This is a genomic window from Microvirgula aerodenitrificans DSM 15089, from assembly GCF_000620105.1.
GTDB classification, from domain to species: domain Bacteria; phylum Pseudomonadota; class Gammaproteobacteria; order Burkholderiales; family Aquaspirillaceae; genus Microvirgula; species Microvirgula aerodenitrificans.
Window position 1 is genome coordinate 74,173 of record NZ_JHVK01000008.1, and the last position, 12,969, is coordinate 87,141.

At 65.1% G+C, this 12,969-nt stretch carries 10 protein-coding genes and 1 pseudogene; 2 read left to right on the forward strand and 9 right to left on the reverse strand.

Annotation, left to right across the window (positions count from 1 at the left end; genetic code table 11):
- Positions 1-4: 4 nt before the first annotated feature.
- Positions 5-1,855: a methyl-accepting chemotaxis protein gene (locus Q352_RS0108615; protein WP_244879569.1), complete on the reverse strand. Its 1,851-nt coding sequence runs from the start codon at positions 1,853-1,855 to the stop codon at positions 5-7.
- Here Q352_RS0108615 and Q352_RS23300 point away from each other — a divergent pair.
- Positions 1,839-2,093 (forward strand): hypothetical protein, encoded by a 255-nt coding sequence (locus Q352_RS23300; protein WP_156952501.1) that lies wholly within the window; start codon positions 1,839-1,841, stop codon positions 2,091-2,093. The two genes, Q352_RS0108615 and Q352_RS23300, sit on opposite strands and share 17 nt — an antisense overlap.
- An 854-nt stretch (positions 2,094-2,947) precedes the next feature.
- Positions 2,948-3,670: an autotransporter outer membrane beta-barrel domain-containing protein gene (locus tag Q352_RS0108625; protein WP_028499004.1), complete on the forward strand. Its 723-nt coding sequence runs from the start codon at positions 2,948-2,950 to the stop codon at positions 3,668-3,670.
- 91 nt (positions 3,671-3,761) lie between these two features.
- On the opposite strand, the gene hisC is transcribed toward Q352_RS0108625, so the two are convergent.
- The 8 genes and pseudogenes from hisC to serC all read right to left on the reverse strand — a co-directional run bounded on the left by hisC (position 3,762) and on the right by serC (position 12,926).
- Complete coding sequence (gene hisC, locus Q352_RS0108630; protein WP_028499005.1) at positions 3,762-4,853, reverse strand: histidinol-phosphate transaminase; 1,092 nt, start codon at positions 4,851-4,853, stop codon at positions 3,762-3,764.
- Positions 4,854-4,972: 119 nt separating this feature from the next.
- Positions 4,973-6,241, reverse strand: a complete 1,269-nt coding sequence (glyA, locus tag Q352_RS23720) for a serine hydroxymethyltransferase (protein ID WP_028499006.1) — start codon at positions 6,239-6,241, stop codon at positions 4,973-4,975.
- Between the two features lie 141 nt (positions 6,242-6,382).
- Positions 6,383-7,108: pseudogene (gene trpA / locus Q352_RS23725) on the reverse strand (tryptophan synthase subunit alpha); the annotation flags it as partial.
- A complete protein-coding gene (gene trpB, locus Q352_RS20350) occupies positions 7,105-8,334 on the reverse strand; it encodes a tryptophan synthase subunit beta (RefSeq protein ID WP_036385804.1) in 1,230 nt (409 codons plus the stop codon). The gene trpB and the pseudogene trpA, both read right to left, overlap by 4 nt.
- A 5-nt stretch (positions 8,335-8,339) precedes the next feature.
- The gene (locus tag Q352_RS0108645) at positions 8,340-9,554 is read right to left on the reverse strand and encodes an aspartate aminotransferase family protein (RefSeq protein ID WP_028499007.1); all 1,215 of its coding nucleotides are present in this window, start codon (positions 9,552-9,554) and stop codon (positions 8,340-8,342) included.
- Between the two features lie 55 nt (positions 9,555-9,609).
- Entirely contained in the window at positions 9,610-10,449 is an 840-nt protein-coding gene (locus Q352_RS0108650) for a YggS family pyridoxal phosphate-dependent enzyme (RefSeq protein WP_036385763.1), read from the reverse strand.
- Entirely contained in the window at positions 10,449-11,705 is a 1,257-nt protein-coding gene (locus Q352_RS0108655) for a benzoate/H(+) symporter BenE family transporter (RefSeq protein ID WP_028499009.1), read from the reverse strand. The genes Q352_RS0108650 and Q352_RS0108655 overlap by 1 nt, the downstream gene beginning before the upstream one ends.
- Positions 11,706-11,843: 138 nt before the next feature.
- A complete protein-coding gene (serC, locus tag Q352_RS0108660) occupies positions 11,844-12,926 on the reverse strand; it encodes a 3-phosphoserine/phosphohydroxythreonine transaminase (protein ID WP_028499010.1) in 1,083 nt (360 codons plus the stop codon).
- Positions 12,927-12,969 lie beyond the last annotated feature (43 nt).

Consider the following 12,969-nt stretch of genomic DNA (forward strand, 5'->3'; position numbering starts at 1 on the left):
GCATTTACAGGCGGAACTGCCCGACCAGTGCCTTCAACTGCTTGCCGTGCTCGGCCAGCTGACGGATGGTGTCGACCACCGTTTCCACCTGGCAGCTGGTCTGCTGGGCGGCAACATTGATGTGCTCGGCGCTGCGCGCCATGTCACTGGTCGCTGTGCTCTGCTCCTTGGTTGACGCCGAGATTTCCTTGACCCGCGCCACGACGGCTTCGGTGCTGAGGCGGATCTGCTCGATCTTGCCGGCGGCTTCCTGTGACGAACCGACGCTGGACTCGACCCGGGTGTGCGTCGCCAGCGCGAAGTCGATCGCCTGCTGGGTCTGCTCCGCCATCTTGTCGATCATGCGCGAGATCTCGACCGTGGCATTGGCCGAGTGTTCGGCCAGCTTGCGCACTTCGTCGGCCACCACGGCGAAGCCGCGACCGTGCTCGCCGGCTCGTGCCGCTTCGATCGCCGCGTTCAGCGCCAGCAGATTGGTCTGGTCGGCGATGCTGCGGATCACGTTGACGATGCCGCGAACTTCTTCGGACTGGCTGGCCAGCCCGCGCATTTCGTTCTGCAGCTTGCCGACTGTTTCCACCACCATGCCGATTTCCTGCGCCACGCTGTTCATCAGTTCGTGCGATTCGACCGAGTGCTGGTTCGACTGCAGCACCAGGGCGTCGGTTTCTTCCGCGCTGTCGGCAATATGGTTGATGCTGACGGTGATCTCCTCGATCGTTGCGGCCGTCGACGAGATTTCCTCGGTCTGGTTGCGCGAATCGCTGGCAATCCGGTCGGCTGCACCGTGCAGCTGCTGGACATCGGTCGCCATGTCTTCGGCATGGCTGCGCACGGTCACGAACATGTCGTGCAGTGTTCCCATGAACTCGTTGAACGCGGTCGCAATCTGGCCCACCTCGTCCTGGCTCCTGACCGGCAGCTTGACCGTCAGGTCACCCTGACCGGACGCCACGCTGCGCATGGTGTCGCGCAGCACGCCCAGCCCGGCCATCATCCGCGTCACGCCGACAAATACCACCAGTGCCGCCAGCAGCAGGCCGCCAAGCACCAGGCCGAGCAGCAGTCCGACGGTCGCATTCACCTCGGCCGTCGCGGCCGCCATCGGCACCATCACGCCGAGATACCAGCCGGTCTTGCCGACCGGACGCAGGCTGCTCAGAAAGTGTTCGCCGTTCAGCGCGACATCCTGGTACGAACCATCCTTGCTGGCGCCGGCAAAGTCATAACCCGGCACGACTTCGCTGATTTTCTTCAGCCCGGAATCCTTCTGCGGGTGGGCAATCACCAGCCCGTCCTCGGTGACCAGGAAGGCGTAGCCGTCACCGGGCAATTTGGCGGTCGTGACTTCGTCCACCACGCGCTGCAGCGTCACGTCGGCGCCGGCAACGGCGATGACCTTGCCGTTTTCACGTCGGGCCTGGGCGAAGGTGATGATCGGACGCCTGGTCGCGGCATCAATATAAGGCGGGGTCGCGATCGGTCCCTGCGACGCGATCGCCGCCACATACCACGGCCGTCCGGTCGGGTCGTAGCCGGCGGGCACCGGCGGCGTCTTGCTGGACTGGGTCATGGTCTTGTCGGGCTGGCCGACGTAGGCATCGTCGAAATGGCCGGCTTCCAGCGTCTGGTCGAGCACCGGATGCAGGTCGCCCTGGCCGAAGCGCGCCAGCGTCGCCGCCATCACCTGCTGGCGGGAATTGACCCACTCGGTGACAAAACTGACCTTGTTGCTGGCTGCCTGGTCGATCTCGCCATGCACGCTGGACAGCAGCGCGCTGCTCATCTTGCTGTAGACGACCACGCAAAAGAGGATGGACAGCAGCGTTATGATCAGAATGACAAACGCCACCATTTTGCTGCGTAGAGATTTCATCGGATTTCCCTCTTTATCTTGTGCGGAGCACCGCTCCCGGTTTCCCGATATCGCCGGCATGTGGCAAAGAGCGGGGGCGGGGGGGCTGTTGATTGAATTTGTTATTGATGTTGCAATCAATTTCCGCTGTTTTATTCATTCTGAATCAATCAAATGGCGAGCAATGGCAATGCAGAAATGGAAAAATGTTTTCAGCGTTATGTCATCGCCTGCATGACGCACGTGCTTGAGTAAACCCTCTGTACCTGTCAAGCCTGCCAGGGCAGTTTACGTCTTTTGCGTGTTGTATGGCATAGAATGCGATGCAAATCTTAGGACAAACACAGCGCATGAAATCCTTTCCATAAAATAACGTTAAAAAATTTTCATTCAACAGATTGCCAAATGAAAGATCAGTTATTTTTGATAAAAACCGTATTGGATTATTCCGTTGTCAGCGGAACGGTCAATATGAATGACATGTTTTTTCTGCGGACGGGAAGCAGGGCGGGGTGAGGCCCTGCTGATGGCGCGGAGCACGCAGTGGGATGTGATCAATGATCCGGCCGGCAGCACCCGCTATGTGGCCTGGGTGCTGGTCTTCGACGATGAACTGGTACGCGGGCTGACCGCAGCTGGTCGCAAAAGCCGTCTGTGTCGAGCCAGCCTATGGTCGGTTTCATGGTTCATGCCAGCGAGCTGGGGCAGGCGAGCCTGGAGTTTGCCTGCGGCCGTTGAGGCGTGACGGGTGGGGCCTTGCCCGGTGAGTGTGAACGGCTGTGGTTCTGCCGGAATGACGTTGCGGTTGCCTGTGCGTTTCCTATTTCACCTTTGTGAATTCGGTCACGACTTGCGCACTGGGCTCGTTCTTTGTCGGCACGTCGGGGACATTCAATGTGTCCTTGCAGAATGTCGGTGTGGTCAATGGTCTGCTGATCGTCAAGGGGATGTTCAGCCCGAATGCGGCGGCTTCACCCGTCAACAGCCTGGACGACATCATCGCCGGGACGCAATCGTCCACCCTCCCTCGCCTGACCGGTGTCAGTCTTGTTGCCGGGCAGCAATACCGCTATCTGGTGCTGCGCGAAGCTGATGCCGACACTGTCGCGTGCGCTGCAGGTGGCCAGCATCGGCAGCCTGACCGGTGCCATGGATCGGGTCGGAACCCGTCTGGAAGGTCTCCGGCTGGCGGACAACGCGGCAGGCGGTACGGCGCGCGGCATGGCCGCCGGGGATGAAACGGCACGCAATGGCGTCTGGGCCAGGACATACAGTCTGCGCGGAAGCCAGAACGAGCGGGACGGTTTCGCCGGCTACGACAGCAAGGGCTGGGGCATTATCGCCGGTGCCGACCACGAGTTCGCACCGGGGCTGGTCGGTGGCGTCGCGCTCAGCTATTCCGACACCTCCGTCGACTACAACGACCAGCTCAGCGGCAACAGCTGCCGGGTCAAGAGCACGCAGCTGTCCGTTTACGGCAGCGTTCCGCAACTGAAGCTGGAATGGAACAAGGTGTCGCAGGACGGCTATACGGAAAGCGGCGGCGGCCCGCTGGCACTGAGTGTGGACTCGAATTCGGCCGAGCGCATGCGCTCCATCCTGGGGGCCCAGCTCAATCACGACACGTCAATCGGCGGGGTCAGGGTCCAGCCGTACGTGAACCTGTTCTGGAATCACGACTTCAAGAATGCCGGTATCGATTCTGGCGCCAGCTTTGTCGGCGGCGGATCGGCATTACCAAGGGCAGCGGCTACACGGCACAGGTCGCCCATGCGACAGCCCGCTGGGCGTTCTGATCCCTGTCGGTGTGTGTGAACAGCCAGACAGAATGACCGGCCCCGGGGCCGGTCATTTTCATTTGCGCTCGCCACCATGAAAAGCGGAGCCATCCCCGGGGCGTTTTCCGCTACGGGTGCGCGGCGCCAAACCCCAGCATATCCAGCGCCGCCAGCAAGGCGTCATTTTCCGCCGGGGTGCCGATGGTGATGCGCAGTTTGTCCCGCAGGCGGTCCTCGTCGAAATAGCGGACGAAAATGCCCTGGGTCCGCAGGCCCTCGAACACGCCCCTGGCACCGCCCCGGCTGTATTCCGGCACGCTGACCAGCAGGAAATTGGTCTGGCTCGGCGCGGACGGCAGCGCGCGTGCCGCCAGCGACTGCGCCATCCGTTGCCGTTCGCTGCGCACCCGCTGTGCCGAGGCCCGCGCCGCGTCGCCGGCTTCGAGTGCGGCGACGGCCAGGCGCTGGGCGATGGCGTCGACGTTGTAGCTGTCCTTGGTCTTGAACATCGGCTCCAGCAGCGAGGCGGCGCCCAGCCCGTAGGCAAAGCGCAGCCCGGCCAGTGAATAGCCCTTGCTCAGGGTCCGCAGCATCAGCAGGTTCTCGTGGCGGGACAGCAGCGGCAGGGTGTTGTGCGCCAGCGCCGGGTCGACGAAGTCGACATAGGCTTCATCGATCAGCAGGACGCCGTTGAACTCGCTGGCCAGCCGGTCGAGTTCCGGCACACTGATCAGCGTGCCGGACGGTGCATGCGGATTGCAGATCAGCAGCAGTGCCACCCCCGCTTCATTCATCTTCCTGCCCAGGTCCGGCGGCAGCGACCAGTCGTCCTGCAGCGGAAGGGCGAAAGTGGGGGAGTCGTGTATTTCCGCCAGCACGCCGTACAGGCCATAACTCGGCCGCACAATCCCGATCGGCTGCCCGGGCTCGACAAACGTACTGATCGCCAGCCGCAGCAGCTCGTCCCCGCCGTTGGTGGCGATGACATTCTGCGGCGACAGGCCATGTACGCTGGCCGCCAGCTCCCGGAAGGCGCGGGCGCTCGGGTGCGGGTAGCGGCGCAATTCATCCGGCTGGACCGATTGCAGCGCCTCGATCACCTGCCGGGCCGGGGGATACGGGTTTTCGTTGGTATTCAGCTTGGCGACGACCCGGCATTCCGGTTGATCTCCCGGGGTGTACCCGGCCGCCCGCCGCACATTCTGTCTTTCATGAGTCATGCGTCTACATCCACTGTCTGTTCAGTCTGGTCGCGAATCCCGGCTATTAATACGCCCCTGAATGTGAATTGCAACCGCCCCCGCTCGTTGCCGAACGGGGGCGGTTGCCCTGCGCCGGCTTACTGGTAGACCGGATGGCGGCGGCACAGCGCCGTGACCTGCTCCCGCACCTGGCGTGCCACCAGATCGCTGTTGCCGGTTTCCAGCGCATCCAGCACGTCGCACAGCCAGCCTGCCAGCTGCTCGCACTCTTCCACGCCAAAGCCGCGGGTGGTGACGGCCGGCGTGCCGATGCGCAGGCCCGACGTCACGAACGGCGAGCGCGGATCATTGGGCACCGAGTTCTTGTTCGCCGTGATATAGGCGTTGCTCAGTGCCGCATCGGCGTCCTTGCCGGTGTACGGCTTGTCGGACAGGTCGATCAGCATCATGTGGTTGTCCGTGCCGCCGGACACAATCTTGTAGCCGCGCTTCTGCAGCAGGGCGGCCATGGCACGGGCATTGGTCACGACCTGCTTCTGGTAGGTCTTGAATTCGGGCGCCAGGGCTTCCTTGAACGCGATGGCCTTGGCGGCGATCAGGTGCATCAGCGGCCCGCCCTGGACCCCGGGGAAGACAGCCGAGTTGAGCTTCTTGTAGAAGTCCTCGTCCTGGCCCCGGGACAGGATCAGGCCGCCGCGCGGGCCGCGCAGGGTCTTGTGGGTGGTGCTGGTCACCACATGGGCATGCGGCAGCGGATTCGGGTATTCGCCGGCCGCGACCAGGCCGGCCACGTGGGCCATGTCCACCCAGAACAGGGCGCCGACCTTGTCGGCAATGGCGCGCATGCGCGCCCAGTCCTTGTAGCGTGAGTAGGCGGAGAAACCGCCGATCAGCATCTTCGGCCGGGTTTCCAGCGCGATGCGTTCCATCTCGTCGTAGTCGATCAGCCCGGTCGCCGGATCGAGGCCGTAGGGGACAATCCTGTAGTGACGGCCGGAGAAGTTGGACGGGTTGCCGTGGGTCAGGTGTCCGCCCTGGGCCAGGTTCATCCCCATCACGGTGTCGCCGGGGCTGACCAGCGCCAGGAACACGGCGGCATTGGCCTGGGCGCCGGCATGCGGCTGGACGTTGACATAATCGCAATCGAACAGTGCCCGGGCCCGCTCGATGGCCAGGCGCTCGGCCACATCGACATACTCGCAGCCGCTGTAATAGCGCTTGCCCGGATAACCCTCGGCATACTTGTTGGTCAGGACAGTGTTCTGGATGGACATCACCAGCGGGCTGGCATAGTTCTCGGACGCGATCAGTTCGACGTGGTTTTCCTGACGGCGTTCTTCGTTGCGCACGGCCTCGGCCAGTTCGGCGTCGAAATCGTCGAGGGTCACGGATTGCTGGTAATACATGTTGACGGGGTCCTGTGGTCGGGATGAAGGAATGGGCTGAAGGGGAGCGGTCGGCGCGGGCAGGTCCATCTGCCGGCGGACATCGCGTATCAGGGTGCTGGCTGCCGCCAGCGTGTCTGTCACCGGTTTGCCCGGCAGGGCCTCGATCAGCCAGGAGCCGATCACGACGGCGTCTGCCGTGTGGGCGACTGCGCGCGCGGTCTGCGCATCGCGGATGCCGAAACCGACGCCGACCGGAAGCCGCACGTGGCGGCGGATGCGCGCCAGCGTGTCCTGAACCTGGGCCATGTCCAGCGTCCGGGTGCCGGTCACGCCATTGACGGACACGCAATAGACATAGCCGCTGGCACATTCGGCAATCTGCCGGATGCGTTGCTCGGTCGACGTCGGGGCAATCAGGAAGATCAGATCCATGCCGTGCCGGCGCAACTGGGTGGCCAGCGCGCCGGACACTTCCGGCGGGTAGTCGACCACCAGCACGCCATCCACGCCGGCCGCCGCCGCGGCCTCGGCAAAGGCGCCCGGACGGCGCAACTGGTCGTAGCGTTCGAGCGGATTGGCGTAGCCCATCAGCACCACTGGCGTGCTGTTGTCGGTGCTGCGGAACTGGCGGACGTGGTTGAGCACCTGCGGCAGGCCAATGCCGGCGAGCAGTGCCTGCTCACTGGACTGCTGGATGGTCGGACCGTCGGCGGACGGATCGGAAAACGGTACGCCCAGCTCGATAATGTCGGCGCCGGCGCTGACCAGCGCATGCATCAGGGTCGGGGTGATGCCGGCCTGCGGATAGCCTGCCGTCACATACGGGATCAGCGCCTGCCGACCCTGCTGCGCCAGACGGTGGAAGGTGTGCTCGATCCGGCTCATGCGACACCTCCCGCCCTGCTGCAGTCATGGGCCAGTACCGTGTCCATGTCCTTGTCGCCCCGGCCGGACAGATTGACCAGAATGGCCTGCTCGCGGGACATCTCCCTTGCCAGCTTGATGGCATGGGCAACGGCATGACTGGCTTCCAGCGCCGGAATGATGCCTTCGACGCGGCTGAGGCGATGGAAGGCGTCGACCGCTTCGGCATCGGTGACACCGACATACTCGGCACGGCCGATCTCGTGCAGCCACGCGTGTTCCGGTCCGACGCCCGGATAGTCCAGGCCGGCACTGATGCTGTGGGTCTCCAGCACCTGGCCGTTGTCGTCCTGCAGGATCAGGGTGCGGTTGCCATGCAGCACGCCGGCGCTGCCGCGCTGGATCGAGGCGGCGTGTTTGCCGCTGTCCAGCCCGAAACCGGCGGCTTCCACGCCGATCAGGCGCACTCCCTCGTGGCCGATATACGGGTGGAAGATGCCGATGGCGTTGCTGCCGCCGCCGACACAGGCGACTATCGCATCCGGATGCTGCTTCAGCATCTGCCGGCGCCGGAACAGGGCCGGCATCTGCTCCAGGCACTCCTTGCCGATCACGGTCTGGAAGTCGCGCACCATCATCGGATACGGATGCATGCCGGCCACGGTGCCGATCAGGTAGAACGTGTTGTCGACATGTGCAACCCAGTCGCGCATGGCCTCGTTCATGGCGTCCTTCAGCGTCCGGCTGCCGGATTCCACCGGCACCACGGTCGCACCCAGCAACTGCATGCGCTGGACATTCGGGTGCTGCCGCCGGATGTCCTCGCTGCCCATGTAGACCACGCACTCCAGCCCGTAGCGGGCGCAGATGGTGGCGGTGGCCACGCCGTGCTGACCGGCACCGGTCTCGGCAATGATGCGCCGCTTGCCCATGCGTCGCGCCAGCATGGCCTGGCCGATCACATTGTTGATCTTGTGGGCGCCGGTATGGTTGAGGTCTTCGCGCTTGAGGAAGATCTGCGCGCCTCCCGTCTCGTCACTGAGCCGTCTGGCGTGGTACACCGGCGATGGCCGGCCGACATAGTCCGCCAGCTCGTCGCGGAACTCGGCGACGAAGTCCGCATCGTCCCGGTAGCGCAGATAGGCCCGGTGCAGTTCGTTGACGGCGCCGGCCAGGGTCTCGCTGATGAAGCTGCCGCCGAAGCGGCCGAAGAAGCCGGCGGCATCCGGTTGGGCGCAGGGTGGCATGCGGGTCATGCTTGCAGCTCCTCATGGGTTTTCTGCCGGGCGGCGGGCGTTGCCAGCAGGCGCGCCACGCGCACCACGATCTCGTCGATCTGCGCTTCGTCGCAGATCAGGGCCGGGAGCAGGCGCAGGGTGGTGTCGCGGGTCACGGTAATCAGCAGGCGCTGTTCGTCCAGCGCGCGCCCGACCAGCTCTCCGCAGCGCCGGTTCAGTTCGATGCCGGCCATCAGCCCCAGGCCGCGAATCGAGACGACGTCGGGGTGATCGCCCAGTGTCGCCTGCAGGCCGGCCAGCAGCCGGCGGCCCAGCACGGCGGCCCGCGACGGCAACTGTTCGCGCTCCATGATGTCGAGCACGGTGCAGCCGACACGGCAGACCAGCGGATTGCCGCCGAAGGTGGAGGCGTGATGACCGGGCGAGAACAGACTGGCGGCCGCGCCGCGCGCCAGACAGGCGCCGATCGGCACGCCATTGCCCAGCCCCTTGGCCAGGGTGATGACGTCGGGCACGATGCCGGCATGCTGGAAGCCGAACCAGGCGCCGGTACGACCCATGCCGGTCTGCACCTCGTCCATCATCATCAGCCAGCCGCGCTCGTCACACAGCTGGCGCAATGCGCGAAGGTAGGAAGCGGAGGCCGCATGCACGCCGCCTTCTCCCTGTACCGGTTCGATCAGCACCGCAACGATGTCGGCAGTCTGCGCCGCCAGTTCGCGGACGGCCTCGATATCGTCGTAGGGCACGCGCACAAAGCCCGGCACCAGCGGCTCGAAGCCGCGCTGCACCGCCGGGTTGCCGGTCGCGGCCAGCGTCGCCAGTGTGCGGCCATGAAAACTGTTCTCCATGACCAGCACCAGCGGTTGCACGACCTGTCTGGCGTTGGCATGGAGCCGGGCCAGCTTGAGCGCCGCCTCGTTGGCCTCGGCCCCCGAATTGCAGAAAAAGGCGCGTTCCATGCCCGACAGCGCGCACAGCCGCTGACCGAGCTGTTCCTGCCATTCGATGCGAAACAGATTGGAGGTATGCAGCAGCTTGCCGGCCTGGTCGGCGATGGCGGCGGCGATCTCGGGATGGGCGTGGCCGAGGTTGGTGACGGCGACACCGGCGATGGCATCCAGGTATTCCACGCCCTGCGCATCCCACAGCCGCGCACCATGGCCCCGGGTGAAGGAAACTGGCCGGCGCGAATACGTCTGCATGAGATACGAGGGTGAAGTGTTCATGGCTTTTCTTCCTGCTTGGTCGTGATGCAAAAGAATTCCGCCGGCGGCCGGCGGCTTACGCGCTGGCGGCAGTTTCCGCCGTGGGCCAGTAATACGAGTCGGGCAGGGCGCGGGCGCCGAAAATGGCCTGCCCGACCCGGACCACGGTCGCACCTTCCTCGATGGCGATCTCGAAGTCGCCGGACATGCCCATCGACAGCTCGTTCAGGCCGATGCCGGGCGGGGCGTCCTGGCGCAGGCGGTCGCGCAGCTCCCGCAGCAGCACAAAGCAGGCGCGGACCCGCGCCGCCTCGGCCGAGAACAGGGCCAGCGTCATCAGGCCGCGCACGCGCAGGGCCGGGAAGGCGGGCAGGGCGTGCAGGAAGGCCGCAACGTCCTCGGGCTGCAGGCCGTACTTGCTGGCCTCGCCGGAGGTATTGACCTGAACGAACACATCCAGCTCGCGGCCTTCGGCCTGCAGGCGCCGGTTCAGCTCCTCGGCCACGCGCAGGCTGTCGAGCGCCTGGAACTCGTCGGCAAAGCGGGCGACCTGCCTGGCCTTGTTGGTCTGCAGATGGCCAATGACCGACCAGTGCAGGTCCGGCAGATCGGCCGTGGCTTCCCACTTGCGATGGGCTTCCTGCACCTTGTTCTCGCCGAGCAGCCGGCAGCCCGCCGCATACGCGAGGCGCACATGCGCTTCGTCAAAGGTCTTGCTGACCGGCAGCAGGCGCACGCTGGCCGGTTCGCGACCGACCCGCAGGCAGGCGCTGGCGATGCGTTCGCGAACCACGGCCAGGTTGCGGCGGAAGTCGTCGACGGTATCGGCCTGCGGATAGCGGCCGTGCCGGTCGTGCCGGGTCTGGGTGCCGGATGGCGAGGCCGGAAGATCGGTGTGGCTGGATATCGCGGGCATCAGTTGGCTCCCCCTTTGTTGATGGCGGGTTCGGCGGCAGGACGCACCGTGTCGGTGGCTGCGGCGCGGCGCGGCAGCGCGCCATTGAGCACGGCGTAGGCCACCAGCCCGATCAGCAGGCCCCAGAACGCGCCGCCGATGCCGAACAGCTTGATATTGGCCGCCGCCGCCAGGAAGGTGATCAGCGCGGCTTCGCGGGATTTCGCATCGGCCATGGCATTGGCGAGGCTGCCGCCGATGGTGCCCAGCAGGGCGAGCCCGGCCAGAGTGGTGATGAAGGTGGCCGGAAAGGCCATGAAGACGGCGGCGAGCGTGACGCCGAACACGCCGACCAGGATGTAGAAAATCCCTGCCGCCACCCCGGCGATCCAGCGCCTGGACGGGTCCTCGTGCGCTTCCTTGCCGGTGCAGATGGCGGCCGTGATCGCGGCGACGTTGAAGGCATGCGAGCCGAACGGCGCCATCAGCAGGGAACCGAGGCCGGTGACGGTCACGATCGGGTTGGCGCTGGTCTTGAAGCCGTCATTGCGCAGCACCAGCATGCCGGGCATGTACTGCCCGGTCAGGGTGATCAGGAACAGCGGCAGCGCGACACTCAGCAGCGAGTTCAGCGTGAACACCGGCAGGGTGAAGACCGGCGCGGCCAGTTTCAGTTCCAGCCCGGACAGGTCGACGCGCCCCTGCAGCAGCAGGAAGGCCAGCCCCAGCACCAGGATGCCGACCACGGCGTAGCGTGCGGTGAAGCGCTTGAGCACGACATAGGCGACGATCAGCAGGCCGGCCAGCAGCGGGTCGATGCTCATGCCGCCAAAGGCGCCGATGCCGAACTGCAGCAAAATGCCGGCCAGCAGGCCTGCGGCCACGCCCGGCGGAATCAGCCGGATGACGCGTTCGAAATAGCCCGACAGGCCGAGCAGCACAAAGGCCGCTGCCGAGACCAGATAGGCGCCGACCGCCTCGGCATACGGCGTCGTGGCCAGGGCGACGACCAGAAAGGCCGCGGCCGGCGTCGACCAGGCGGTGATGATCGGCTCGCGGGAGATCCAGCTGAGGAAGAGCCCGGTGACCCCCACACCGATCGACACCGACCACACCCAGGAGGCGGTCAGTTCCGGACTGAGGCCGGCCACTTTCGCGGCCTGGAACACCAGGATGAATGTGCCGCCATAGTTGACGATGACCGAGATCAGCCCGGCCACGACCGGGTGAGTGAGATCACTGAGGCGAAGGGATGAAGACGAAGCTGAAGAGGACATGATTTTCTGATCTCCGCTGCCTGACAATGTGCCCGGCATAGACTGGTGGTGAATTTATATCGCGTGACTGGACGGTGTGGCCCCTACACTTTGGACGGCTCGGGCAGACCACTTTGTGCAGCGCACCCCGGCAGTGCCTCAGCCATGGATGCGCTGGAAGTCGTGCATGAAGTCGGTCAGCGCCTCGACGGCGGGCAGACCGATCGCGTTGTAGATGCTGGCCCGGATCCCGCCGACCGACGCATGGCCCTTGAGCCCGTTGAGCCCGGCCCGGTCGGCCAGTTGCAGGAAGGTCTTTTCCAGGGCAGGGTCGGCCAGCACGAACGGCACGTTGTTGATGGAGCGGCTGGCCGCTTGCACCGGGTTGACGTAGAAGCCGTCGCTGCTGTCGATCGTGCGGTACAGCAGCTCGGCCTTGGCCTGATTGGCGCGGTGGATCTGCTCGATGCCGCCGGAGCGGCTGATCCACTTGAGGGTCAGCCCGGTCAGGTACCAGGAGAAGGTGGCCGGGGTGTTGAGCATCGAGTCCGCCCGTGCCTGATGGGCATAATTCAGCACGTCCGGCGTCACGTTCAGCGGCGCATCAAGCAGCGCTTCGTCCACGATGACGACGGTGACGCCCGCCGGCCCGATATTCTTCTGCGCGGCGGCGTAGATCAGCCCGTGCTTTGCCACATCGATCGGTTTGGACAGCAGGCTCGAGCACGCATCGCAGACCAGCGGGACGGCGGCATCCGGCGTGGTGGAGAACTGCACGCCATGCACCGTTTCGTTCTCGGTGTAGTGCAGATAGGCGGCATCCGGATTGAGCTGCCAGTCCGCGGCGTCGGGGATGTGGTCGAAGCCGGACGATTCGCTGCTGCCCGCGACGCGGACGTCGCAGTAGCGGCTGGCGGCCTGGATGGCCTTGCCGGACCAGAGCCCGGTGTGCAGATAGTCCGCCGTGCGCTTGCCGCGCAGCAGATTCATCGGCACCTGCGAGAACTGCAGCGAGGCGCCGCCCTGCAGGAACAGCACCCGGTAGTGGTCTGGTACCTTCAGGAGGGTGCGCAGATCCTGTTCGGCCTGGCGGGCAAGCTCGATGAATGTCCCCGAGCGATGGCTGATTTCCATCACCGACATGCCGGTGCCGGCGAAGTCGAAAAATTCCCGGTGCGCTTCCCGCAGCACTTCCATCGGCAGCGCGGACGGGCCCGCGCTGAAGTTGTGAGACCTTGCCATACGTTTTTCTGAGCCTGTTCGGATGAGTTCGCGATGCGTGGCA